Annotated in this window: 23 protein-coding genes; 7 read left to right on the plus strand and 16 right to left on the minus strand. The window is 35.8% G+C overall.

All coding sequences use genetic code 11. The annotated features are described in order from the left end of the window. Positions 1–13: 13 nt before the first annotated feature. Positions 14–475, minus strand: coding sequence for an Lrp/AsnC family transcriptional regulator (locus tag EYD45_RS02410; protein WP_130962744.1), 462 nt, complete (start codon positions 473–475; stop codon positions 14–16). Positions 476–643: 168 nt separating this feature from the next. On the opposite strand from EYD45_RS02410, the gene EYD45_RS02415 reads away from it, so the two are divergent. Both EYD45_RS02415 and kbl read left to right on the plus strand, forming a co-directional pair. Further along, a complete protein-coding gene (locus EYD45_RS02415; protein WP_130962745.1) occupies positions 644–1597 on the plus strand; it encodes an NAD-dependent epimerase/dehydratase family protein in 954 nt (317 codons plus the stop codon). A 3-nt stretch (positions 1598–1600) separates the two neighbouring features. Beyond that, positions 1601–2788, plus strand: a complete 1188-nt coding sequence (gene kbl / locus EYD45_RS02420; protein ID WP_130962746.1) for a glycine C-acetyltransferase — start codon at positions 1601–1603, stop codon at positions 2786–2788. 174 nt (positions 2789–2962) lie between these two features. On the opposite strand, the gene mscL is transcribed toward kbl, so the two are convergent. The 5 genes from mscL to EYD45_RS02445 form a co-directional block, all read right to left on the minus strand. Then, positions 2963–3403, minus strand: a complete 441-nt coding sequence (gene mscL, locus EYD45_RS02425; RefSeq protein ID WP_130962747.1) for a large conductance mechanosensitive channel protein MscL — start codon at positions 3401–3403, stop codon at positions 2963–2965. A gap of 69 nt (positions 3404–3472) precedes the next feature. Next, positions 3473–6760, minus strand: a complete 3288-nt coding sequence (gene ccsA / locus EYD45_RS02430) for a cytochrome c biogenesis protein (RefSeq protein ID WP_130962748.1) — start codon at positions 6758–6760, stop codon at positions 3473–3475. 205 nt (positions 6761–6965) lie between these two features. Next, positions 6966–7394, minus strand: coding sequence for a DUF4268 domain-containing protein (locus EYD45_RS02435; protein ID WP_130962749.1), 429 nt, complete (start codon positions 7392–7394; stop codon positions 6966–6968). Positions 7395–7542: 148 nt separating this feature from the next. Then, positions 7543–8217, minus strand: a complete 675-nt coding sequence (locus tag EYD45_RS02440) for a ZIP family metal transporter (protein WP_130962750.1) — start codon at positions 8215–8217, stop codon at positions 7543–7545. Positions 8218–8283: 66 nt separating this feature from the next. Then, positions 8284–9015, minus strand: coding sequence for a class I SAM-dependent methyltransferase (locus EYD45_RS02445; protein ID WP_130962751.1), 732 nt, complete (start codon positions 9013–9015; stop codon positions 8284–8286). A 273-nt stretch (positions 9016–9288) separates the two neighbouring features. Here EYD45_RS02445 and EYD45_RS02450 point away from each other — a divergent pair, with 273 nt between their 5' ends. Then, complete coding sequence (locus EYD45_RS02450; RefSeq protein WP_130962752.1) at positions 9289–10446, plus strand: THUMP domain-containing class I SAM-dependent RNA methyltransferase; 1158 nt, start codon at positions 9289–9291, stop codon at positions 10444–10446. A 151-nt stretch (positions 10447–10597) separates the two neighbouring features. Here the strand turns inward: EYD45_RS02450 and EYD45_RS02455 are convergent, their stop codons facing one another. From EYD45_RS02455 to rlmD, 8 genes are all read right to left on the minus strand, one after another. Continuing rightward, entirely contained in the window at positions 10598–11110 is a 513-nt protein-coding gene (locus tag EYD45_RS02455; protein ID WP_130962753.1) for a hypothetical protein, read from the minus strand. A 132-nt stretch (positions 11111–11242) separates the two neighbouring features. Continuing rightward, positions 11243–11908, minus strand: a complete 666-nt coding sequence (locus EYD45_RS02460; RefSeq protein ID WP_130962754.1) for a CPBP family intramembrane glutamic endopeptidase — start codon at positions 11906–11908, stop codon at positions 11243–11245. A 126-nt stretch (positions 11909–12034) separates the two neighbouring features. Then, the gene (locus tag EYD45_RS02465) at positions 12035–12829 is read right to left on the minus strand and encodes a LytR/AlgR family response regulator transcription factor (protein ID WP_233702493.1); all 795 of its coding nucleotides are present in this window, start codon (positions 12827–12829) and stop codon (positions 12035–12037) included. Positions 12830–13362: 533 nt separating this feature from the next. Further along, positions 13363–14850: a ComEC/Rec2 family competence protein gene (locus EYD45_RS02470; protein ID WP_130962755.1), complete on the minus strand. Its 1488-nt coding sequence runs from the start codon at positions 14848–14850 to the stop codon at positions 13363–13365. Between the two features lie 82 nt (positions 14851–14932). Next, complete coding sequence (locus tag EYD45_RS02475) at positions 14933–15682, minus strand: DUF6048 family protein (RefSeq protein ID WP_130962756.1); 750 nt, start codon at positions 15680–15682, stop codon at positions 14933–14935. Beyond that, positions 15648–16205, minus strand: a complete 558-nt coding sequence (locus EYD45_RS02480) for a DUF6452 family protein (protein ID WP_130962757.1) — start codon at positions 16203–16205, stop codon at positions 15648–15650. The genes EYD45_RS02475 and EYD45_RS02480 overlap by 35 nt, the downstream gene beginning before the upstream one ends. Positions 16206–16236: 31 nt before the next feature. Beyond that, positions 16237–16599 (minus strand): four helix bundle protein, encoded by a 363-nt coding sequence (locus tag EYD45_RS02485; RefSeq protein ID WP_130962758.1) that lies wholly within the window; start codon positions 16597–16599, stop codon positions 16237–16239. A gap of 37 nt (positions 16600–16636) precedes the next feature. Further along, positions 16637–18052 carry a 23S rRNA (uracil(1939)-C(5))-methyltransferase RlmD gene (rlmD, locus tag EYD45_RS02490; protein WP_130962759.1) on the minus strand — a complete coding sequence of 472 codons (1416 nt, stop codon included), beginning with the start codon at positions 18050–18052 and terminating at the stop codon, positions 16637–16639. A gap of 120 nt (positions 18053–18172) precedes the next feature. Here rlmD and EYD45_RS02495 point away from each other — a divergent pair, with 120 nt between their 5' ends. The 4 genes from EYD45_RS02495 (at position 18173) to rocD (ending at position 21067) form a co-directional block, all read left to right on the plus strand. Beyond that, positions 18173–18661 carry a hypothetical protein gene (locus EYD45_RS02495; RefSeq protein WP_130962760.1) on the plus strand — a complete coding sequence of 163 codons (489 nt, stop codon included), beginning with the start codon at positions 18173–18175 and terminating at the stop codon, positions 18659–18661. Beyond that, the gene (locus EYD45_RS02500; protein WP_130962761.1) at positions 18658–19203 is read left to right on the plus strand and encodes an RNA polymerase sigma factor; all 546 of its coding nucleotides are present in this window, start codon (positions 18658–18660) and stop codon (positions 19201–19203) included. Before EYD45_RS02495 ends, EYD45_RS02500 begins: the two co-directional genes overlap by 4 nt. Then, positions 19193–19576: a DUF6768 family protein gene (locus EYD45_RS02505; RefSeq protein ID WP_130962762.1), complete on the plus strand. Its 384-nt coding sequence runs from the start codon at positions 19193–19195 to the stop codon at positions 19574–19576. Before EYD45_RS02500 ends, EYD45_RS02505 begins: the two co-directional genes overlap by 11 nt. 213 nt (positions 19577–19789) lie before the next feature. Next, positions 19790–21067: an ornithine--oxo-acid transaminase gene (rocD, locus tag EYD45_RS02510; protein WP_130962763.1), complete on the plus strand. Its 1278-nt coding sequence runs from the start codon at positions 19790–19792 to the stop codon at positions 21065–21067. Between the two features lie 73 nt (positions 21068–21140). Here rocD and EYD45_RS02515 read toward each other — a convergent pair whose 3' ends face one another. Both EYD45_RS02515 and gyrA read right to left on the minus strand, forming a co-directional pair. Further along, positions 21141–22391, minus strand: a complete 1251-nt coding sequence (locus EYD45_RS02515) for a tetratricopeptide repeat protein (RefSeq protein ID WP_130962764.1) — start codon at positions 22389–22391, stop codon at positions 21141–21143. A gap of 17 nt (positions 22392–22408) precedes the next feature. After that, positions 22409–24946: a DNA gyrase subunit A gene (gyrA, locus tag EYD45_RS02520; protein WP_130962765.1), complete on the minus strand. Its 2538-nt coding sequence runs from the start codon at positions 24944–24946 to the stop codon at positions 22409–22411. Between the last annotated feature and the right edge of the window lie 72 nt (positions 24947–25018).

Consider the following 25018-nt stretch of genomic DNA (forward strand, 5'->3'; position numbering starts at 1 on the left):
TTAAGGTATCATCTTAAAAATGATATTCGGTGGTGGCCTTTATCTCCTTCAAAACAAAATAACTTTCTAGCACCCCAATATTCTCTATTTTGGAGAGTTTCAATCTTACAAATTCATGATACTCTTCAAGACTTCTCAGATGTATTTTTAAGAAAAAATCTACTTTCCCAGCCATATGATAGCATTCCTGAACTTCGGGCAATGCCTTTATTTGTCTATCAAACTTGTCGATAAACCCTTCGTCGTGATAGCGTAAAGACACCATACAAATAGCCGTTACTATACAATCCACTAATTTCTTATCAACTAAAGCGACGTACTTTTTTATAAACCCTTTTTTCTCCAAACGCCTAATGCGTTCATAAACAGGTGATGGCGTAAGATGCAACAGTTTTGCTATATCTTTAGTAGTTTTTTTAGAATCTTTTTGAAGAATTCTCAATATTTTAAGATCAATATCATCTAATCGTTCCATTTCAGTAAAATTTACTTTCAATACATTAAAATATATATTAAAAAAGAAAATATGAATTCAAATTTATAGAATTTCAGAATAAAACGCTTAATAATTATCAATTAACAATTTTTTTAACTGTGATGTTTATCTAAACTTTAATTTTGTATTGGTAGTATTACAAGTAAAATGAAAGACAAAATTTTAATTACTGGTGCAAATGGGCAATTAGGTTCTGTATTAACTACAAAACTTCAAGGAATATATGGCACTGATGCAGTTATCGCTACCGACATAAAATTCAGTGCTTCGTTTAAAGGAAATTTCGAGTTTTTAGATGCAACGGATTTTAATAGTATTGAAGGTATCATTAAAGAGCATAACATCACCCAGATATATCACATGGCTGCTATTTTATCAGCTAATGGCGAACAACAACCGCTCCGTACCTGGGACATTAACAATAAAACGTTTCTCAATGTTTTGGAAGCTGCTCGTTTAAACGGAGTTGATCGCGTGTTTTTCCCTAGTTCAATTGCGGTTTATGGTGAAAATGCCCCAAAAGACGAAACTCCTCAGGATTTTTTCTTAGTACCGACAACAGTTTATGGCATGAGTAAAGCCTCCGGAGAACATTGGGCAAATTATTATTTTTCGAGATATGGTTTAGACGTGCGTTCCTTAAGATATCCCGGTGTTATAGGGCATCAAACCTCTCCAGGCGGCGGCACAACGGACTATGCAGTAGATGCTTACCATTATGCTGTAAAAGGAGAAGATTACACTTGTTTTTTAAATGAAACGGCAAGCCTACCCATGATATACATGGACGATGCTATTAGAGCCACTATAGAATTAATGGAAGCCCAACCTGAAACTATTAAAACCAGAACGTCTTATAATATAGCAAGTATGAGCTTTAATCCAGCAGAACTGCAACAGGCTATATGTGAAATATTCCCTAATTTTAAGATGATATATAAACCCGATTTTAGACAGAATATTGCAGATTCTTGGCCAAATAGCATTGATGATTCCGAAGCTAGAAAAGATTGGGGATGGCAACCTAACTATGATCTAAAGGCCATGACCAAAGATATGATAAAACACTTAAACAAAAAATATAAAACTGAAAACGCATAAGATATGTACGGAGATATAAAACAACAATTTCAGGCTGACTTAGATGAAATTAAAGCAAGTGGATTGTATAAGAATGAACGTATAATCACTTCAAAACAAGGTGCGGAAATTGATACGCAATCAAATCCTGATGTTTTGAATTTTTGTGCAAACAACTATTTAGGACTATCATCAAATGAAACGGTTATTCAGGCAGGAATTGACACTTTAAAATCACATGGTTTTGGATTATCCTCCGTACGTTTTATCTGTGGTACGCAGGACATTCATAAGGAGCTGGAACGAAAGACAGCCGAATTTCTGGGAATGGAAGATTGTATTCTTTACGCAGCTGCCTTTGATGCCAACGGTGGGTTGTTTGAACCTCTACTGTCAAAAGAAGATGCAATTATATCAGATGAATTAAACCATGCTTCAATAATTGATGGTGTTCGCCTATGTAAAGCGCAGCGTTTCAGATATAAAAATTGCGATATGGGCGACTTAGAGACGCAACTAAAAGCTGCGGCTTCGGCTAGAAGAAAATTGATTGTTACTGATGGCTCGTTTTCAATGGATGGAAAAATTGCACCATTAGATAAAATATGTGATCTGGCTGATAAATATGACGCCCTTGTAATGATTGACGAGTGTCATTCCACAGGCTTTATTGGAAAAACTGGAAGAGGTGTACATGAGTATCACGGCGTTATGGATCGCGTTGATATTATTACTGGTACCTACGGAAAAGCCCTTGGCGGTGCCTCTGGCGGTTTTACGGCCGCTAGAAAAGAAATCGTTGACATCCTACGTCAACATTCTAGACCGTATTTATTCTCCAACACCCTCGCCCCTGCTATTGTTGGCGCTACCTTAAAGGTATTTGACATTATTTCAGAGGATACGTCTTTAAGGGATAAGCTAGAGGCGAATACTACGTTTTTCAGAACTGAAATGACAAAAGCTGGTTTTGATATTATTCCCGGTGTGCATCCCATAGTCCCCATAATGCTTTACGATGCAAAACTATCGCAACAATTTGCAAAAATGTTGTTAGACGAAGGTATTTATGTTATTGGCTTCTTCTACCCTGTTGTTCCCAAAGAAAAAGCCAGAATACGCGTGCAGCTATCAGCTGCGCATGACAAAGCGCATTTACAAAAGGCCATCGATGCCTTTATTAAAGTTGGTAAAAAACTGGAAGTTATATAAGATAAGTGCAATATTTCTATTTGGGCGTTCCCCTGCGGGTCAGGCTTTCGGCAGTCGCTCTCTCCTGCGTCGAGGAGCTTCAACAAATGCCTCAATCCCTAACGCGGGTCTCATCCGCTAAAGTCACTATATAATTTTGTAGCAAAGTGCTTGTTTGTAAAAACCACTAAAGCATTACTTCGCTTTTAGAAGCGCGTTCTGCTCTTCCATTAATTTGGTAAGCTTGTCCAGTAGTTCAATATCCTTTGGGGTTTCAACGGTAACATCTTTTGTGTCTTGCGCTTTTCGTTTCAAACGATTCATAAATTTCACAACGATAAACACGGTAAACCCGATAATTAAAAAATCTAGCATTACCTCGCCTAAAGCGCCATAGCCAATAGCTACTTCATCCTTTAAAGTGGTGCCATCAGGGTTTAAAACGGCATCTCGTAAGATAACTTTTTTGTTTTGGAAGTTGACACCGCCTGTCAATAAAGACAAAGGCGGAAGCATTACCTGCTTTACCAAAACATCAATTACTTTATTAAATGCTGCACCAATGATAATACCAATGGCCATGTCCATCATATTGCCTTTTACAGCAAACTCCTTAAATTCTTTGAATAGTTTCATAGTTCTTCTAATTTACAATTGCAAAATTAGAAGATAAATACAAAAGCGCTAACTCAATCTGCAGAAATACTATTTCTTATAATATCTGGCATAGCCACGATACCCAAAAAATCCGAGAATAGCAATACATACACAAGCAATGGCAATAAACTTCAAACTTACAATTTGATCGCCACTAGCGTATGAATGCAAACCGGCGAGATAAAAGTTAACCCCAAAATAGGTCATTAAAATACTTCCGAAAGCAACAATTGACATAAGGTTATAAAACCAACGTCCACGAAGTCCAGGGACCAATCGCATATGTATCACAAACGCATACACCATGATACTAATCAGCGCCCAGGTTTCTTTAGGATCCCAGCCCCAATAGCGTCCCCAGCTTTCATTAGCCCACATACCTCCAAGAAAGTTTCCAATGGTCAACATGACCAAACCTACGGTTAAAGCCATTTCATTAATAATAGTTAACTCTTGGATATTTAAAACCATTTTAGCTTTATTTTTTTTAGTTGTAAAAGCCATTAGAAACAATGATACAGCACCTAGAATCATACCCAAAGCAAAAGGTCCGTAGCTTGCTACAATTACTGCCACATGGATCATTAGCCAATAACTATTAAGTACAGGTTGTAAATTTGCAATAGCCGGATCCATCCAATTCCAATGTGCAATCATTAAAATCATTGCTGTAACGAAGGCTCCAGCCGCTATGGTCAAGTTTGAAGACTTAATTTCAAACATTGAAGGCGTTGGAATTAATGGCCTAAATTTTAATCCTAAAACAGATTTATTCTGTTGGTTTTTTGTTCTGCTAATTCCAGTTATTAATCCAAACAACATGGTTGACCAAGCTACATAAATCATCGATTCATAGGCATCACTCCATGGCGCATGACCGGAAATATACCAGCGCACAATCAATCCTGCTGTATGCAAGAAAAACAGCCCAACAATTATCCATTTAAAAATATTGACAGTAATGTTCAGGGCTTTACTCCTATCATTAAATATTTGAACTATCAAGAGAATAAAGAACAAAGTGCCCGCATACATATACCAGCTGAAGAGCTTCTTAAAAATGTCGTAGCGATTATAAAGTACCTCCATTTTAATTTTATCATCATTCAACATAACTTCCGAACCATATTTTTGCTGCGTCTTTTTAAAGGCTTCCAGCAACTTATTGGCTTGTGCGTAATCCCCAGATTGCTTCGCATTATTTAAAGTGAATAAATAGGTTGAAAATCCATTTTTGACAAAATTGTTATATAACGAATCTTTAATTACAGTAGGATCCAAACGATATTCGTAATTAGAAATCCATTTGTTATTTTCATCATCAGGAATAGGAAATATTTTTAAGGACAAGCCTTCTATTGTATTAGATAACAATGAAACACGTTCGTGTGTTTCCTTCAATTTCTTTTGATAGCCATTAGGAACTTGGGTATTATATGCATCTTGTAAATATGGCGAAAGTTTGTAAGAGCCATCCTCATTCAAAAAGTCCACCAATGCAAAAAGTTTCCCTTCCTTAGAAACGCCTATGATATTTCTTAGGGAATCTGTTTCCATAGGACGCAGATAAATAATTGGTACGTTGTACCATAATCTTGGACTCTCCTGCATAGATAGAAATACCTGATTAGCATCAAAATCTTCATAAGTGTCATGCTTACTTAGTTTTCTTAAAAGTTCAGAAGCATAAGTGTTTACAGGCATCATACGTCCACTGATGTCTTGTATTACTAAATGTCCAAATTTATCAGCGTGCACTTTTGGTGCTATGTTAGCACTCAACACAGAATCTACTTGAGCTTTTGTAGGCTTTTCAAATTGATGACCGTGGTCATGTCCGTCATCAGGTGAATGTTGTGTGTTTTGTGTAAAACCGAACAAGCCAAAACATAGTAACACAGCAGTCAACAGTTTTGCTTTTTTAGCTTTTACTTTTTCAAGATATATTTTTAAATCACTAAAACGAGAGCCTCTGCTAAACATAATGGCCATAAGTCCGAAATACAACATAATATATCCGATATAAGTAATCAGTGTACCCCAATAATCATGGTTTACAGATAGGATAGTTCCTTTTTCATCCGGGTCGTAACTCGCTTGAAAAAATCGGTAACCGCGATGATCTAAAATATTATTCATAAAGATTTTATAATCAAAACTGCCCTCTTGCTCATCAACAACGGTAACTTCACTGGAATAGGCAGAATTTACCTCAGAACCAGGATATTTTTCAGCTTCAAAGTCATTCAATTTTAGTGCAAAAGGCAACTCCAAAACTTTAGAACCATATTTTAAGGCTATATCTAAACCTCCTACTTTTATCTCTTTAAAGTTTCTGTCGGTACCCTTTCCGCCCAAAACACCAACACGTTTGGTTTCACCATTACTGGTTACTTTTAAGACTAGGCCATCATCGTCGTTTTTTAAAATTTTAGACTTTTTTACAATATCAAAAACACCTTTAACCACAGGTTTTGGAAAAACCAATTGCATATTACCAATAACGTAACGGGAGCGTAAGTACAATGGCTGCAAACTATCTTTAACCAACTTACCCTGCGCTCTTGTAGCCATCGTCATGTATTCGCCTTCAAAAGGTGATTTGATAGTTAAGGAATCACCCTGAAATGTAATATTTACAGCACCATCGGTTGGTTTATTTAGAGCAAATAATATATTATGAATGTTAGCAACCTGCCCTACTTTTAAAAAGTGATTGTGCGGTCCGTTAGTGCCCGCCTCTACTAATTTTAAATAAGACTCTCCGTTCTCATCGGGAATAATATCCTCTTCCGCACCCTCAATAAACTTTTCAAGTTCAATAGTTACATCTTGTCCGCCATAATCCGTTTCAATTTTTAAACTGTTGTTTAGCCTTGGAGAAAAATCAACTTCTTCTTCAATAGTACGCATTTGGCTAACACCATTGATTTTGAAATCACCAAAAATTCTACCAGTAACATAGGTTTTTTGAGATAAAAACTGATTTTCAGTAGCACCTTCGCGAATAGCCATCATGCCCTCATAGCCAATATAACGTGTAATAAATGCACCCAACAGAATAAAAATGAAAGAGATATGAAGTATAAAAGTGGCCCACTTTTCTTTTTTGTATAGCCTAAATCTAAATATGTTACCCACAAAATTGATAATGAACATGCCCATAATGGCCTCAAACCACCATGCGTTATAAATTAAATTTCTTGTGTATGGTGTAGGCGATGTATCCTGTCCTGCATCCATAAAAGTTCCTGCAGCCATGGCAACAGCAAAAGCAACAAATAAAATAGCGGTAAGACGAGTAGAAAATAGAATTTTGGCGAGTTTATCTAACATAATAATTTGCACTTTTTTTGCTCGTGCAAAAATACGGATAAATCATAATTTAATCCCGTATTTTAACAGCCTTTAAGTAGTTTTTAATTGTTTAAACTAATTCTAGATTGAATTCACCTTGTCATTCAGAGTGTAGCGAAGAATCTTAAGTAAAAACAGAGATTCTTCAGTCGTTCCTCCCTATGAATTGCAAGCTTCGACGTTGTCACCCCTCAATCACCTCTTTATATTCCAAGAAGAATGCTTCAAATTGATGCATGGTGTCATTAAAAAACACCATAACATCACGCCATGAGTTTTTGTTATGAATGGATACTTTTTGCTCCAAAGGCACGTAAATTCTGGAGATTTCTTTATGGTTTTCTAAAAAGTATTCCTCTTCATAAATAGCTTCAGGCAAGTAGTCATCTATCAAAATAGACTTTAAGGCTTCCAACTTCTCCCAATATTTTATGCGATGCTCCAAATCGTCCTCCAAGTCAAGAGCTACCAGTGCTTTTTTGGTATCAAAATGAAATTTAAAACTCAGACCTTTCAGTTTTGTATTGTACAGAATCCATTTTCTTGGGAAAGACTTCCCAAAACTGGTCCAAAACTCTTGTCGTAATATGCGCGATTCTTCTTTGCTAAACATAGAGAGGTCCCTTCTTAATCTTCCCCAAAGGGGAAGAAACACTCAAACTTTATATTTATATCTAATTTCATAAAAACTTTAGAAGGACTTTGCGAGATACATTTCCGTAATAGTTCCCTTTCCTTTGGAAAGGGTTAGGAAAAGGCTTCTATATAAAATAAGCAATCCCAACACCTAATATTATGGCTACAAACTTACTCAAGTTAAACTTATGGCCTTCGCCGCTTTCAAAAAGGATTGTAGTTGAAATATGGAAAAATATACCAATAACAATTGCATTTATACTGTGCGCCAATGGCTCACTGATTTCTGTCGTATTCGAAATTAAGGTACCCAAAGGCGTCATTGCCGTAAAAACGACTAAAAAAAGAACAATTTGCGCAGTGCTAAATTTCGATTTAAACAAAAACATACTCACCAAAGCCGCAATAGGAATTTTGTGTACCAAAACGCCATATACCATATCATTATGCTCATGAATAGGAAATCCCTCTAAAAAACTATGAATACATAAACTGATAAATAACAGCCACGGAAACGCTGTAGAATCTTTGTGGATATGTACATGCCCATGTTCTGCACCTTTAGAGAACAATTCCAAAACAATTTGCAGTAAAATACCGCACATAATAAACAGTCCAGTAAGTTTTGTATCTAAATGGCTGTAAACTTCAGGCAATAACTCAAAAAGCGTCAATGCTAATAAAAATGCACCACTAAAGGATAATAATAACTTAGTATTCCACGTATTTTTATTCTTGGTAAGTTTAGCAATAACCAACCCAATAATAACAGCGTAAACAGGAAAAAGAAATTTATTCATTTAAAATTTTAGTTCAACCTAATTTTGGTTTATACATGAATGAGATAATAAAACACCGATTATCAGTTATTTAAAAATCATGACCAAGCGTTCCGATGTCTTAGTACTAAACTTCCGCAATTTATAGTCTCCAAAAATATCCAACAAATGTACACCAGCGGCAGCAAATAACGCCTCAAAATCTGCTAAAGTAAACGCCTTTACACGCTCAGTAAAATTAAAAGCCCTACCATCAGTCTCAAAACTAATATCCTTTACGATATAGCCGTTAGCCACATAACGCTTTTGGTAAAACGTAATGCCATCCACGGTCTTACTATCTTCAGGCACCAAATTGTCAATTACGTAATCCACATTCATAAAATCAATAACACCAAATCCCGTGGCGTTCAAATCTGCCTTAATCGATTTTATGGTATTTAAATTATCCGCGTCATCCTCAAAGTACCCAAAACTCGTAAACAAATTAAACACGGCATCAAACCGCTTTGGGTACGGTTTACACATATCATGCACCTCAAAACGCAACCTATGGTTTTCAAATTGTTTCGCATGCGCAATACTATTCACACTCAAATCAATCCCAGTGACATCATAACCCAACTTGTTCAAGTATCGCGAATGGCGCCCCTTACCACAAGCCAAGTCTAAAATAGTGCCACCCTCAGGCAAATTCAAATAGTTGGTTAGGTTATCCATAAACACTTGTGCCTCGGTAGCATCCCTATCTCTATATAAAATGTGGTAATACCGCGTATCAAACCACGATTTAAACCAACTCGATGTATCTTCCGTCATATATTATTTTGGGGGTTACCACGCCTTTGGGCGTGGTCGGGCTTTCCGCTATATCTTTTTGCTATTGTGGCTTCGAGAATCTCAGCCACCGATAACAAAAAGGATGCCGCTGCAATCCCTAACCCACTTATTTGCTATGGTCATTTATTTGCCGCAAAATTACACTATTTTTGCAATCTAATAGCTCCACCCGCAATTTCTGAAAAAAAAGAAATTACGACCTCCCCAAAAGGAAGGTAAAACGGAGCACTTATTAAGACTTGGACGAAAAATATGGCCGAAAATTTCAACATGGTAGCCAAAACCCTATTTGGTTTTGAAGACATTTTAGAAAAAGAACTCACACAACTCGGGGCGATGCACGTTAAAAAAGGCGTGCGCGTTGTAGAATTTGTGGGAGACCAAGGGTTCATGTACAAAGCCAATTTAGCGTTGCGTACTGCCATAAAAATTCTAAAGCCTATAAAAAGTTTTAGAGTACATAATGAAGCCGATTTGTACGAACAAATTAAAAAAATGCCTTGGGAAGACTATTTAAAACCTACTGGCTCTTTGGCGGTTGATGCCACTATACATTCTGATTTGTTTAAACACTCGCTATTTATCGCGCAAAAAACAAAAGATGCCATTGTGGATCGTTTTCGTGACAACTCTGGCCAACGCCCTAATGTAGATTTAAAATTTCCCGATTTAAAAATAAATGTGCGCATTGCCAGAAACGAGTGCACGGTGTCCTTAGATTCTTCTGGTGAATCCTTACACAAACGTGGTTATAAATTAGCTACCAATATTGCACCGATTAATGAAGTATTAGCAGCAGGGTTAATACTATTGTCGGGTTGGGACGGACAATCCGATTTTATGGACCCCATGTGTGGCTCGGGAACCATCCCTATTGAAGCAGCCATGATTGCCTGTAACATCCCTCCTAACCTGATGCGCAAGGAATTTGCCTTTGAGCGTTGGCAAGATTGGGACGTAGACCTATTTGAAAAAATTGAAGAATCCCTATTAAAGAAAACCAGAGACTTTCACCATCAAATTATAGGCTACGATAAAGCACCAAGTGCGGTACGTAAAGCACAGCAAAATGTTGAGAATGCACAGTTAGATGATTTTATTACCATAAAACACGAGGACTTTTTTAAAACCCAAAAAGGCGGACAAAACAAATTACATATGGTATTTAACCCACCATACGGGGAACGTTTAAACCTAGATATGGAAGCCTTTTACAAAAGCATTGGCGATACCCTAAAACAAAACTATCCAGGCACCGATGCATGGTTTATCACCTCAAACCTGGATGCGTTAAAACATGTAGGCCTACGGCCTTCTAGAAAAATACAGCTTTACAATGCCAAACTAGAATCGCGTTTGGTAAAGTATGTGATGTATGAAGGGAGCAAGAAAGGGAAGTATATAAAGTAGAGATTTTTGGTTCGGCTTATCGGTCTTGTATAACCGTCAGTTACAGTTTAATGAACACAGACTTTTCGGTTTGGTACTAGCTTTAGCAATTCCGACTGAATTCGGACGTAGTCGAATCCGCCGTAATTGTGGTTATACATTGTTTACTTATTTATTTAAAGTTATTTCTTAATTCAATTCCAATGTCAGTCATTAATTTTTCAAACTTATTTCCTAACTCTTCAATGTAAACATTATCTCTTGGGTCTGTATCAGAAATAGAAAAACTTGCCATATCCATTCTAATTTCAATAATTTTCATTCTTAACTTGTCATCATTGACTCTTTCAGTTAATTTCATAAGATTTTGAAATGACTTATTTATTCCTGCATCAATATCATCACTTACTCTAAAACCTTTTAACGTACTATTTTTTTTAAAGTAAGCAAAAGCTTCAGTGTGCAGTTTTCCAATCAATCTCATTCCGACAGAGAATTCATCTTGTAGTTTTAGAAGATTATTTCTTTGGAATTCCCTAAACAATTCTTCACGTTTATATTTCTCTGTGCTTTTCTGAATATTTATGGTATTCTTACCATTCAAATATGTGGCAAAAATACTCGCAGAAGTTCCAACGATAGTTCCTAAAATCGTTCCTATAAATCCCCAAGTTGCTGGTTCCATTTGAGTTTTTTTTAATTAAGCCCAAGGTTAGATATGGTTCCGTTCTGATGAACTATATCGTTCAATCAACGAAGTTAGAATTTTCGCACTAAAAAATCAATAAGTACTTATGCGTAATTATCAACAATTATGCTATGTCGCCAAACCAAAGTATACACAAATAATAGCAATAGTGTCTACAAAACCATGCACCGCAATAACAAACCATAAATCGTACTTTCGCCAATAAAATATCAAGGCTAAAATGGCACCAACTATAGCTGTAACTATTTGCCCCGTAATGCCTTGATAACTATGCATAAAACCAAAAAAGCAAGCCAATAGGATAATATTAAGCGCCATAGCCACTTTGGTTTCGCCAAAAAACTTTACAAATTGACGCATCAAATACCCACGAAAGATAATTTCCTCCCCAAACCCTGCTGAAGCCCATACCAATGCCAAGGCCACTAAACAAGCAGGAATGTTACCTACCAAAGGCTTAAAAGCAGTATAATCTATAGGTACTCCTGTGAGTTTGGTAACACCGGGCACCAAAATAAATATATAAAACGCAAAGATTACTGCGGCTACTAATGGTGCCAACACAAAGAAGTTTTTAAAGGTTAATTTTTCTCGTTGAAACCCGAGTGCTGCAAATGGCTTCCTATCGTATTCTATATAGTTTGCTAAAAAAATCAATAAAGAAATAATGATATTTACGATGTAGGGAATTTGCAAAGGCCCAAACCATAAAAAGAGCATAATAGCAATAGTAATTAATGGAATGGCGATTTGTTTTAAACTAAGATTATTCATTGTATTTTGATTTTAAATTCAAAACGAAATAATGAACAAAATCTCTGAAAACCCTTTTAAATAGTAATGGTTTTACTGAATGGTAGCAAATTTATAACTGAATAGTCGGTTGGTTTTATGGTTTTGTTATTCAAACCAATCCATAAAAGCAGTTCTCTTATAGCGACTTATTGTGATTTCGGCTGTCGCATTGTTCTGAATTACTGCTTTTAACCGAATGCGCAACTTGCCGTTTTCAATTTTTTCAATTTCGTCTACGGCATCCTTGTGAATAATAATTTGTCGATTCGCTCTAAAAAATAACTGATCGTTTATTTTTTCTTCAAGTTCATTCAAGGTAAAATCGGTGGTAATTGTAGAACCATCATTACGCACTGTATACACCACTTTATTTTCGCTATAAAAGCAAGCAATATTTTCGTAAGTAAGCTTTGTTGTTTTTGCACCACTTTCAATGGTAATTTGAGCATCTTTTATGGATCGTTTGTATAAATTGTAGATATCTTGGGCATAAGCTAAACCTATAAGTACAAAACTTACCAATAAGGTAAGCAGTAAACCGATTAACAAATAATAAAACTCCATATCTGCTCCAGCAACCATAACTAATACAATACCTAAAGGAACGTACATAATGGCAATGTAACCAAGTGTGGATACCATATACCACGAGACAGAGCGAATTTCTACCTTTTTAGAGAAATACTTTTTGGTGTAATATTTAAAATTGAGTTCTGCTATAATTGCAATAAGAATGCATAAAATAATTGAAGATAAAAAGCCTTCAAGGGGAAATCTGTACGAGTCTCCAACAGAAAAACTCTCAGGTGACGATAAATGGTTTATCACCAAAGAAAAAATAATGAATAGCATTAATTTTTTTAACCATCGCCATGCGGCACCATTCGTAAATGAATCCATTTTGTTTTTGAAGTATTTTTGGTTGGTTGAGTAGTATTCACAAATTAGAAGCGCTTTCTTTTTCAGATTCAAAAATAAAAAATAATTATCTACAGGGTTTTGGTTTAATCAAGAGAACACAGCTTTTGCGATTTACACAAGCTTACTGAGCGCAGTCGATATGAAGTAAACCAACAAAAGAAAAGCGAATCCAATATTCCATTAAGGAGATTGCTTCGTCCTGCGTACTCGCAATGACGTCTATTTTTTAAACTTCAAAAATATAAATACCAAAACGTTATTACGAGAAGTGAGGCTCGAACGCCGAATAATCTTATAAGTCTTTTGCCTAATTTTCAAACACTATATCCGCCAATAAAAGAAACAGATTGCTGCACTGCGTTCGCTATGACGTTTATTTTTTAAAATTCCAAAATATAAACATCCATGCGTCATTACGAAAGAGACACGACTGAAGTAATCTCATCCCATAAAAAGACAAATTCATAATAACACTAGTCAGATTGCTTCGATATCACTCGCAATGACGGGAATCAAAACCGCGACGTAAAACTTTTTACTTCCCATTTACGCTTACCTTCATTAAGTGTAGCACAAAGTATTTTATTACCATCAGTCCTTACATTTACCAAACCGTACACGATACCATCCACAACTTTTAAGCGGTTCATGCTTTTTATTTTCTTTGAAGGGCGCAATGCTCCGGATGCGGTGCGATAATAGCGTACTTTGGTTTTGGCTTCATCGGTAAGTACTATATCAATATCACCGTTGGGTGTTTCATAATCATCTTGTTTTACTTCGTAGGGGTCGCCCATGCGTAAACTTCTAGAAATTTCAGTACTATAAATTAATGGCGTTACCATTTCGTCGTTTTCAATCTTTTTAAAACCTGTAGCTCCAGAGGCCGCTACAATATTGGGACGGGGATGTGCATGGGTTTCATCATCACCTGAAGAAATCACAGTGGCTGCGGCATTCACATATTGCAAAAATTCATAGGAACAGTCATCACTCCCATGGTGACAGGATTTTGCCACATCGGCAGCCAATTCAATTAAATCGCCTTGCAAAGAAGCTATGATATGTTGCATACTTTTTTTGTTTAAATCGCCTGTAAGTAAGATTCTTGCTCTACCATAATCTAGTCGAAGTAAAATAGAATTTCCGTTAGTATTGGTACTGTAACTTCCCAAATCTTTTAATGTTGGCTTCCCATTAACCCTAGTTTCAATAGGTCCTAATATTTTGATGGACGTAGCTTTATCTTCCTCAAAACCCTTTAAATACTTAAAATCTTTTGAGGGGTTGTGCGCTATGCGTTTCACGGAAGCACCACTATCGATAATGGTCTTCAAGAAATCAGCCCACTCCCCTTGTAAGCGTAAATCTGCATTTTTCTTTAGTCCATATTTTATGGAGGTTTTTCCTGTAAGCAAATCATGCAACATACCATCAGATTCATCACCTAAAAAACGTCGCTTCTCATCTGTTTTCCACCAAGATACCCCAGCATGATAAAACGTATCTACTTTAGTGGCTTTGGTATCTAATTCTTTTCTGTCATCTTCATCATTACTCAATAAATCCCATAAACCTCCGTAATGATCGGCATCACAATGCGAGCAAATCATGGCGTCCAACTCTATATTTTCCTTTTTGTATTCCTTGAAGAACTTCCAATCCACAAAATCAGCAGCACTTTTGCCGTGTGGTTGTTTGGAACGTTTATAACCGCCATCAATTAAAATGTGTTTCCGCTCTGGCGTTACAATTAAAACGCCATCACCTTGCCCAACATCAATAAAATAGAGTTCTAGCAGAGGTTCGTCACCAATATCTTCAGCTTTGATATACACGTTTTTTGCCCACCGTACATTGACTTTATAACGTCCGTTGACTTTAGTATTTGAAACCAGCTCTATACGATCACCCCAAAGTGCTTCCAGCAACACGGTGTTTTCGTTACTTTTCTTATAGACTTTCGCAGTTTCGGATTTAAGATATTTAATAATAGCCATTTAATGAAGTATTAAGTACCTTGAAATTTAGGTATAATCCCTCATACAAACAATACGTATATCTACTTAAAATATTGAATGTTTACTTAGCAGGACCAATAATCTTATCCTTTTTATAAAGCGGGATTCTATAGGCCAAAGTATATCCGTAGCCTACGCCAATGCGCGTACTATCATAGGTTTTATTAAACCCAGGGATATAAATATTCTGGAAGTTGTCTGGTTTAGTTTCAGTAAGTAGTACCTTAAGTTGTACGTTTAAACCAAAATATAAATTGTTAAATAGTTCTGCTTTGAGACCTAAAATAAGTTCGGTCCAAATAGCGGATAATCCATCTATTTCATAGCTATCTGCCAAAGTTTTTTGTGGTGTCCAATATTGGTCTGTGCTGTATATTTGATATTCGTTTATAGTATGGCTGAACGAACTAAACGCTAAACGCGATCCAAAATAGACCATATTGTCCATATCCAACCAGTTTTGATAGGTGTTAAAATCTATCCCAGCTTTAAAGTAACTTCCTTTTGTAGTAGTATTTAAAAAATCGGTGGTTATAATGCGCTCTTCATTTCCCAATTCTCCAGCGATATACAACCTTTTGGTAAGTCGATAGTCTGCAACTAATTCAATAGCTTGAAACTCGTCATCTAAAAACGACCGGATTAGCTTTCCAGTATCCACACCAAAACGTAAGCCATATTTTAACTTCACTACCGTAGAATCACTTTCTACTTTTGGAATACTATCGTTTTGGGCTTGCAGACTACCCGAACAAACCAAAACTATCAGTATGGCATTAATGCAATAATATAAAATGCGCTTCTGCTTCATTCTCTACAATTTGGTTATCATTTTCGGTTGTTATTGATCGTATCCATTCGTCATCATCAACATCATCAACATCAATTCTTATTTGGACATTATTAAATACGGTTTTAAACCCACAGGCTCTGGACACAAAAACATCTTCAGGGATATATGTTATGGTAATAATGTCTTCATTACCCTCTTCAAAATCGTCGCTCGTATCATCTGGCGTGCCATTATCATTGATAGCATAGTCCCGATGTAGTTTGTACTGCGTTACCTCGGCATCAGTTCTTAGTGGTAAAATCAATTCACTAGAGGTTACCACATTATAATTCTCTAAAACGCCGTTACCTTCTCCGTTCTCGTTAATACCTTCAATTCTTAAACCAAAAATATTCTTGCTATCTTCTGGTAGCGAAACATCAAATGCTTCAATCACTAGTCTCGCAGTAGTTTGTGTAGCTTCTGGGCATAAATCATCACGTTCGCAACTATAGTTGCCAACAACGACGAGCATCAAAATGAGTAAACTTACTTTTTTCATTAATATAACTAATGTTTATTAGTTGATTCGTTTATCCGTTGATTTGTGATTTACGTAAAGCATTTAACATATTTGTTATCTTTTCGATTTTCGTTCTCAATATTACGTATTCATTTTCATCTAAAAAATTCAGTTCTTTAGAAATTATAATTTGATTTAATAATTCCATTGAAGAACTGAAGGCCATGGTAGTAAAATGCGCTTTATCTTTATTAGTTTGCCGAGAAGTTCCTTCTGCTAAATTTGAAGCTATAGAGACAGAACATCTTCTCAATTGACTGATTAAACCAAATTTTTCATCACTAGGGAATTCTTTTGTCACTTCATAAACAGATTTAACCAGTTCTATTGAATCTTTCCATACATTTAATTTTTCAAACGAATATAATCTCACTTAACTATAGCTTTAAACGAATAAACACATAAACCTATTAACGTTTTTCCAACAACACTACGTTTTCCACATGAAATGTTTGTGGAAACATATCTACAGGTTGCACTTTAGTAACTTTATACATATCATTTAACAATGCCAAATCTCTGGCTTGTGTTGCACTATTGCAACTTACATACACAATTTTTTCAGCTGCTATATTAAGCAATTGCGCGACAACATCCTTATGCATGCCATCACGAGGTGGATCGGTTATAACAACATCTGGATGCCCGTGTGCTTCGATAAAGGCATCATTAAATACCTGTTTCATGTCACCAACATAGAAGTCAACGTTAGTAATGTTATTTAATTGTGCATTTTCTTTTGCAGCAGCAATGGCATCTGGAACAGACTCTACCCCTACTACTTTTTTTGCTTTTTTTGAGACAAATTGTGCAATAGTTCCTGTACCTGTATATAAATCGTAAACAAGTTCGTTGCCAGATAATCCTGCAAAATCCCTTGTGATTTTATAGAGTTCGTAAGCCTGTTCTGAATTGGTTTGGTAAAAGGATTTTGCATTTATTTTGAATCTCAACCCTTCCATTTCTTCAAAAATATGATCATCGCCCTTGTAACAAATTACCTTTTGATCGTAAATGGTATCATTGCCTTTGCCATTGATGACATATTGTAATGATGTAATTTCAGGAAATTCTTCAGCAATAAAATCCAAAAGTAATGTCCGTTTCTCTATATCTTCTTTAAAGAATTGAATCAACACCATGATATCGCCAGTACTAGAGGTGCGAATCATCATGGTTCTTAGAAATCCGTTCTGCTGTCTTGTATTGAAAAACTCCAAAGCATTTTCAACAGCGAATTGTTTTACCGCATTTCTTATGGCATTTGAAGGATCAGCTTGTAAATGACACTTGTTGATATCTAAAATCTTATCCCACATGCCAGGGATATGAAATCCTAATGCATTTCTATCTCCTAAATCTTCGTTAGATTGAATTTCCTCTTTAGTTAACCATCGGCTATCACTAAAAGAAAACTCCATCTTGTTACGATAAAAATATTGCTTATCCGAACCTAATATTGGGGTGATTTCTGGTAAATCAATATGCCCAATTCTAGTCAAATTATTAACAACTTCCTTCTGTTTATAATACAACTGGTGTTCATAGCCCATGTCTTGCCATTTACAGCCACCGCAAGTCCCAAAATAATCACATTTAGGTGTCACACGTTTTTCAGAAAGTTTATGAAAATTGGTGGCTTTACCTTCATAATAAGCTTTTCGCTTTTTAAAGGTCTGCACATCCACAACATCCCCAGGAACTGTATTGGATAAAAACACCACTTTTCCATCAGGTGCTTTAGCCACAGTTTTCCCTTTGGCACCAGCATCAATAACTTCTAGTTGCTCAAATAGTTTTCTTTTAGAATTTCTTCTTCTAGACATGCTGCAAAAATAACAATAGCGAGAAATAAATGTTGGTTTATTTCCATTAACTTTAAGAGATTTTCACTTTTGCTAAAATAAAATGAACCTTTCGATTATTTTTTCGTCTTTAGTATGAATATGGATATTACAAACATACATAAGCGAATTATAAATGCGCCAAAGGAAAAGATATCACCTTTGCTAAAAACACTTGCTACAAAGCACGATAAAGTATGGCCACATCGACACTGGCCTGCTATTAAGTTTAAAGATGGACTTTCCGTAGGCTCTAAAGGCGGTCATGGTATTATCAAATATGTTATTGAGGAATATAAGGAAGGCGATACCATCACATTTCGGTTTTTAGAACCAAAGGGTTTTGATGGTATTCATAGATTTGACATCAGTATATTGGATAAATACAAAACGGAAATAAAACATAGCATTATTATGCAAGCCAAAGGAACTGCTGCTATACAATGGGTAATCGCCATTAGGTGGCTTCATGATGCCTTGATTGAAAATGCCTTTGACTGTATTGAGAACAATGTTTCTAATACCAAAACATTCACAAAATGGAATGTTTGGGTGCGTTTATGGCGTTTCATATTTAAACGATTAAGGTGAAAACGGATAAAGATTTAGTTTTAGAATTTCAATCTGGAAACCCCAAAGCTTTAAACCAATTGGTAAGGCACTGGCACAAACCCTTTTGTGAAAAAGCGTATTGGTTAGTTAAGGATGCTGATGCTGCAAAGGATATAGCCCAAGATAGCTGGCGGGTTATTATTAATAAAATTGACAAGTTAGAAAAACCTGAGAGTTTTGGTAGTTGGGGTTTGCGTATTGTTTGCAATAAGTCTATCGATTGGCTAAATAAAAACAGCAGAATCAGGAAGCATTTAGAACAGATAAAACAAGAACAAAGTAAGCAAATTGACATTGAAGAACCACAAAATAACGTCACATTAAAAGCAAAACTATTAGACGCTTTTAAAATGCTACCATCGCATCAACAAACTGTAATAAAACTGTTTTATACTGAAGATTACAGCCTTAAAGAAATAAGTGAAACGCTCAATATTTCAGTTGGTACTGCTAAATCTAGACTGTTTCATGCAAGAGAAAAATTAAAACAACTTTTAAAAAATTATAATTATGAAGACTAATATGGAAGATATTGATAAATTAATAAAGGAAACCTTATCAGAAGAAGAAAGCAAATTCTATGATGAGTTAGAAGAGCAAAATGTACTGGAAATGGTATGGGGCTTGTTTAGAGGGAAAAACAAATGGATTATGTATATGATGAACTTTATGACCTTAGTGTTTTTTGGGCTTTTCATCTATTGTGTAGTGCAATTTTTCAATGTAGAAAGTACATTTGAGTTAATTAAGTGGGCAACGGGAAGTCTTGTATTTCTTATTGGTGTTAGCATGCTTAAAGTATTCGCGTGGATGCAAATGGACAAAAATGCTATTCTGCGGGAGTTGAAACGGTTGGAGCTGCAAGTATCCTCTCTTACTAGCCGATTATCTTAATAATTTTAGCAAACAGTTTTTATTTATTAAATTGCACACCTATCCAGGGATGATTTCTCTCCCACGCTGCTTTTTCGTCTCGATTGCTATCGGGATCTCCGAAAGAATAAAGGTACAGAAGGAATGGTTATTTTACTCGCTTAGCGAGATTAATTATGAATGTTTGAATGCTCAAATATTCAATAGTTAAGAATTTTTTAAACTATTTTTAAAATGGCTGTTTTAGAACAATTAACATCTCAAAGAGCAATTGAGTTAGAAAACAAGTATGGTGCACATAATTACCATCCACTCCCCGTAGTGCTTAGTCGTGGAGAAGGTGTTTATATGTGGGACATAGAAGGTAAACGGTATTATGATTTTTTATCTGCATATTCTGCTGTAAATCAAGGGCACTGTCATCCAAAAATTGTTAATGCTATGGTGGAGCAAGCCAAAACATTAACACTTACGTCCAGAGCATTTTATAACGATATGCTAGGAAAATACGAGAAGTATGCTACGGAACTTTTTGGATTTGATAAGCTTTTACCAATGAATACGGGAGCGGAAGCGGTAGAAACGGCTTTAAAGTTGGCACGTAAATGGGCCTATGAGGTAAAAGGTATTGATGAAAACGAGGCTGAAATTGTGGTTTGTAAAAATAACTTCCATGGAAGAACTACCACTATAATTTCATTTTCAAATGATCCAGTGGCACGTGAAAATTTTGGTCCTTACACCAAAGGGTTCATCAAAATTGAGTATGATAATTTAGAAGCTTTGGAGGAAGTTTTAAAAACCAACTCAAATATTGCAGGTTTTCTAGTGGAGCCTATACAAGGTGAAGCAGGTGTTTATGTGCCGAGTGATGGCTATTTAATTGCCGCGAAGGCACTCTGCGAAACCTATAATGTTTTGTTTATTGCTGATGAAGTACAAACAGGCATTGCGCGAACCGGACGCCTTTTGGCAACCTGTGGGAATTGTTCTTGTGAAAACAAAACTTGTAGTGGTACACCAGATGTAAAACCAGATGTTTTAATTCTGGGAAAAGCACTTAGTGGTGGTGCTTATCCTGTAAGTGCAGTACTCGCTAATAACGACATTATGAATGTTATTAAACCAGGAAATCACGGTAGCACTTTTGGAGGTAATCCCGTTGCTGCAGCAGTTGCTATTGCAGCTTTAGAAGTAGTTAAAGAGGAAAATTTAGCAGAAAATGCAGATACTTTAGGCGAGCTTTTTAGAAGTGAATTGAATGCCTACATTAAAACCAGTAATGTGGTTAAGCTAGTAAGAGGTAAAGGTTTATTAAATGCCATAGTAATTAACGATGAAGAAAAAAATAATAAGGCTTGGGATATTTGTTTAGCTTTAAGAGACAACGGTTTGTTGGCTAAGCCTACTCATGGTAATATTATTCGTTTTGCACCTCCCTTAGTCATGACAAAAGAACAACTATTGGATTGCATTTCGATTATCACGAACACATTAAAAGCTTTCGAATGATAGCTTTTGTAAAAATATAAGCATAAAAAAACCAGAGGTTGTCCTCTGGTTTTTTTATATTATACCACTTAGTCTATTGTGCGCCCATAGATTCTACTTTAGCTTTCATCGCTTTGTATTTATCTGTTTCACCAAGAACACTATAAATGTTCATTAAGGTTTTAGCAGCACTCTCGCTCTTTGGGTTTATTTCTAAAGCTTTTGATAAATAAGGAATAGCTTTCCTGTACAAGTTTTGACGTTCTTCACGTAATTCTTCGTAACGTTTATCATCTGCGGCTGAGGTTCCTAACCCATTCATTTCCTCAATAAGATCTTTTTCTCTGCCTAAAACTACAGCAGCACTGTTTATATAAGCATTTAAATAATTTGGATCTAATTCAATAGTTTTCTTATAATATTCGAGTGCTTCATCTGGTTGGTCTGAATCCGCAGAAATAACGCCTAAATTATATTGTAGTTCTGGATTATCAGGGTCCAATGTTGTAGCAGTTTCCATTAATTCCTTAAACTTTTCAGTATCACCCATTTTATAATAAATGTTTGCTTCTGACAGAATCAAATTAATATCATTTGGAGCTTCTGCTTTTGCATCCTTTATAGCTTGTATGGCTTTTTCATTATCACCTTTAGATATATATATAAGCGCTACATTTTTAACAATTTCACCACGTTTAGAATCACTTGTTCCTTGTGAAGGGTCCTTATGGGTCTTTGATTTTACCGATAAATCCCTCATGTTTTTATCATTAAAAGTTTCTTTTTGGTTTGTTTCTACATTAACAGCATAGTACTGTTTTTGAATTCCAGTATAGTTCAAATCTTTTAGTTTCTGATATAGCTGTAATGCTCTATCATAGTCAGGAACGTTCACTGCTGTTGCAGCTGCATAATAAAGATATGTAGTGTCCTGACTTCTTAAATTATAAGCCTGTTCAAAGTATTCTGAGGCTACATCATATTTTTTGGTCTCATATGCTTTATTACCTTTTTCCAGCGTTTTATTGAGCATTGATGCTTCAAGTTCTGTAACTTCAGTTTTGTAGTCATCTTTGGCCTTATTTAAAAACTCCATTGCTTTAGCCATATCGGCATTGGTTCCAGCGCCATTTGCATATAAAGCAACACCTTTTAAATAATTATATTTGGCCATTAGTTTATCATCTAATGCACCTAACATTGGCTCAACGACCGCCAGAGCAGATTTTGCTTCAGCAAAATTATTGGCCTTAATTGCTTTTTCGACAGCTTTTAACTCTTTCTTCTGAGCAAAAGAAAATGTGCTTATGGAAATAGCTAAAGCTATAATTAATTGTTTTTTCATTTTTAATTTAATTTGTGTTATTCGTTATTATTGTTTTCTGTATCATTATTATCAACAGTTGTGCCATCATTTGAAACATCAGTGTTTTCAGTCGTTTCATCTACATCTACATCGTCTTCATCATGCCTAACTTTAGCAACTGCAGCAATGGAGTCTTTACCTTTAAGGTTTATCAATTTTACACCCTGTGTAGCACGCCCCATAACACGTAAATCTTCAACCGCCATTCTGATGGCGATACCAGATTTATTGATAATCATTAAATCATCATTATCTGTAACGTTTTTGATAGACACTAAGTTACCAGTTTTTTCGGTAATAGAGATGGTTTTTACACCTTTTCCACCTCTGTTGGTAATTCGGTAATCATCTAGACTAGAGCGTTTTCCATACCCATTCTCTGATACCACAAGTATGTTGCTCTCCATATCATCCACTGCAATCATACCAATAACCTCATCTTTATCGTTCGCTAGTTTAATGCCTCTAACACCAGATGCATTTCTGCCCATTGGTCTTGTTTTGGCTTCTTCAAAACGAATGGCTTTTCCAGATTTAAGCGCAAGCATTACTTGACTTTCTCCGGTTGTCAATTTAGCCTCAAGTAGTTCGTCGTCTTCTTTGATGGTAATGGCATTGATACCATTAGTTCTTGGCCTTGAATATTGCTCTAAAGACGTCTTTTTAACTTGTCCTTTTTTAGTAGCCATTATAACATAATGCTTATTGATATAATCCTCATCTTTTAAATCTTGAGTACAGATAAACGCCATTACCTTATCATCTTGCTCAATATTTATTAAGTTTTGAATCGCCCTTCCCTTTGAAGTTTTTGTACCTTCTGGAATTTCATAAACACGCATCCAGAAACATTTACCTTTTTGGGTAAAGAAGAGCATATACTGATGATTAGTACCTACAAATAGATGCTCTAGGAAATCCTCGTTTCTGGTAGTTGATGCCTTCTGTCCAACACCTCCTCTATTTTGTGTTTTATATTCAGTAAGCGATGTACGCTTGATGTAGCCAGCATGAGAAATGGTGATTACTACTTTCTCATTTGGAATCATATCCTCTATACTTAAGTCGCCTCCTGCATATTCAATTACAGAGCGTCTTTCATCTCCATATTTATCGCGAATAACTTCTAACTCTTCCTTAATGATATTCATTCTGCGGTCTTTCTTATCAAGAATATCCTTTAAATCGGCTATAGTCTTGATAATTTCATCATATTCTGAACGCAGCTTGTCTTGCTCCAGTCCCGTTAATTGACGTAGACGCATTTCAACAATGGCACGAGCTTGAATTTCAGAAAGTTCAAAACGTTTAATCAAATTATTACGCGCTTCATCAGCATTGGAGGATGCTCTAATAATTTTGATAACTTCATCTATATTATCAGAAGCAATTATTAAACCTTCTAAAATGTGCGCTCTTTCTTCCGCTTTGCGCAATTCATATTGGGTTCTTCTAACTACAACTTCATGTCTGTGTTCAACAAAATAATGGATTAAATCTTTTAAGTTTAGAAGCTGTGGCCTACCATTAACCAATGCAATGTTATTCACACTAAATGAGGACTGTAACGCGGTATACTTATACAATTTGTTTAATACAATATTTGGTATAGCATCACGCTTTAAAACGTAAACAATACGCATTCCTTTTCTATCAGATTCATCACGGATTGTAGAAATGCCTTCAAGCTTTTTCTCATTCACTAAGTCGGCAGTTTTCTTAATCATATCTGCCTTATTTACCTGATATGGAATTTCGTCAACTATAATGCATTCACGCCCATTAACTTCTTCAATATTTGCTTTTCCACGAAGTACAATTCTACCACGCCCAGTTTGGAATGCATCCCTAACACCATCATAACCATAAATAGTCCCCCCAGTTGGAAAATCGGGAGCCTTTATATGCGTCATTAATTCGTCAATCTCGATATCAGTGTTATCTATATAAGCAATAGTGCCATTTACAACTTCAGTTAAATTATGAGGAGGCATGTTTGTGGCCATACCCACGGCAATTCCTGAAGCACCGTTTACCAACAATCCAGGAATCCTGGTTGGCAAAACGGTAGGCTCTTGCAACGTATCATCAAAATTCAATTTATGGTCTACCGTTTCTTTGTCAATGTCTGCAAGCATTTCCTCGGAAATTTTTTGCATTCTTGCCTCTGTATAACGCATAGCTGCTGGACTATCACCATCCACAGAACCGAAGTTGCCTTGTCCATCTACTAACATGTATCGTAAGCTCCATTCTTGCGCCATACGCACCATGGTATCGTAAACCGAAGTATCACCATGTGGGTGATATTTACCTAAAACTTCCCCAACTATTCTAGCTGATTTCTTGTGTGCCGAATTCGCTCTAACTCCCAATTCGTGCATACCGTAAAGTACGCGTCTGTGAACTGGCTTTAAGCCATCCCTTACATCTGGTAATGCACGTGACACAATGACCGACATTGAGTAATCAATGTACGCAGATTTCATCTCATCTTCAATGTTGATAGGTATCAGTTTTTCTCCTTCTGCCATATATAATTTAATTTAATTTTTACGAATTTTTCAAAACATGCTAATATACGAATTTCATTAGTGAGAATAAGA

Source organism: Hyunsoonleella flava, from assembly GCF_004310325.1.
Lineage (GTDB): Bacteria > Bacteroidota > Bacteroidia > Flavobacteriales > Flavobacteriaceae > Jejuia > Jejuia flava.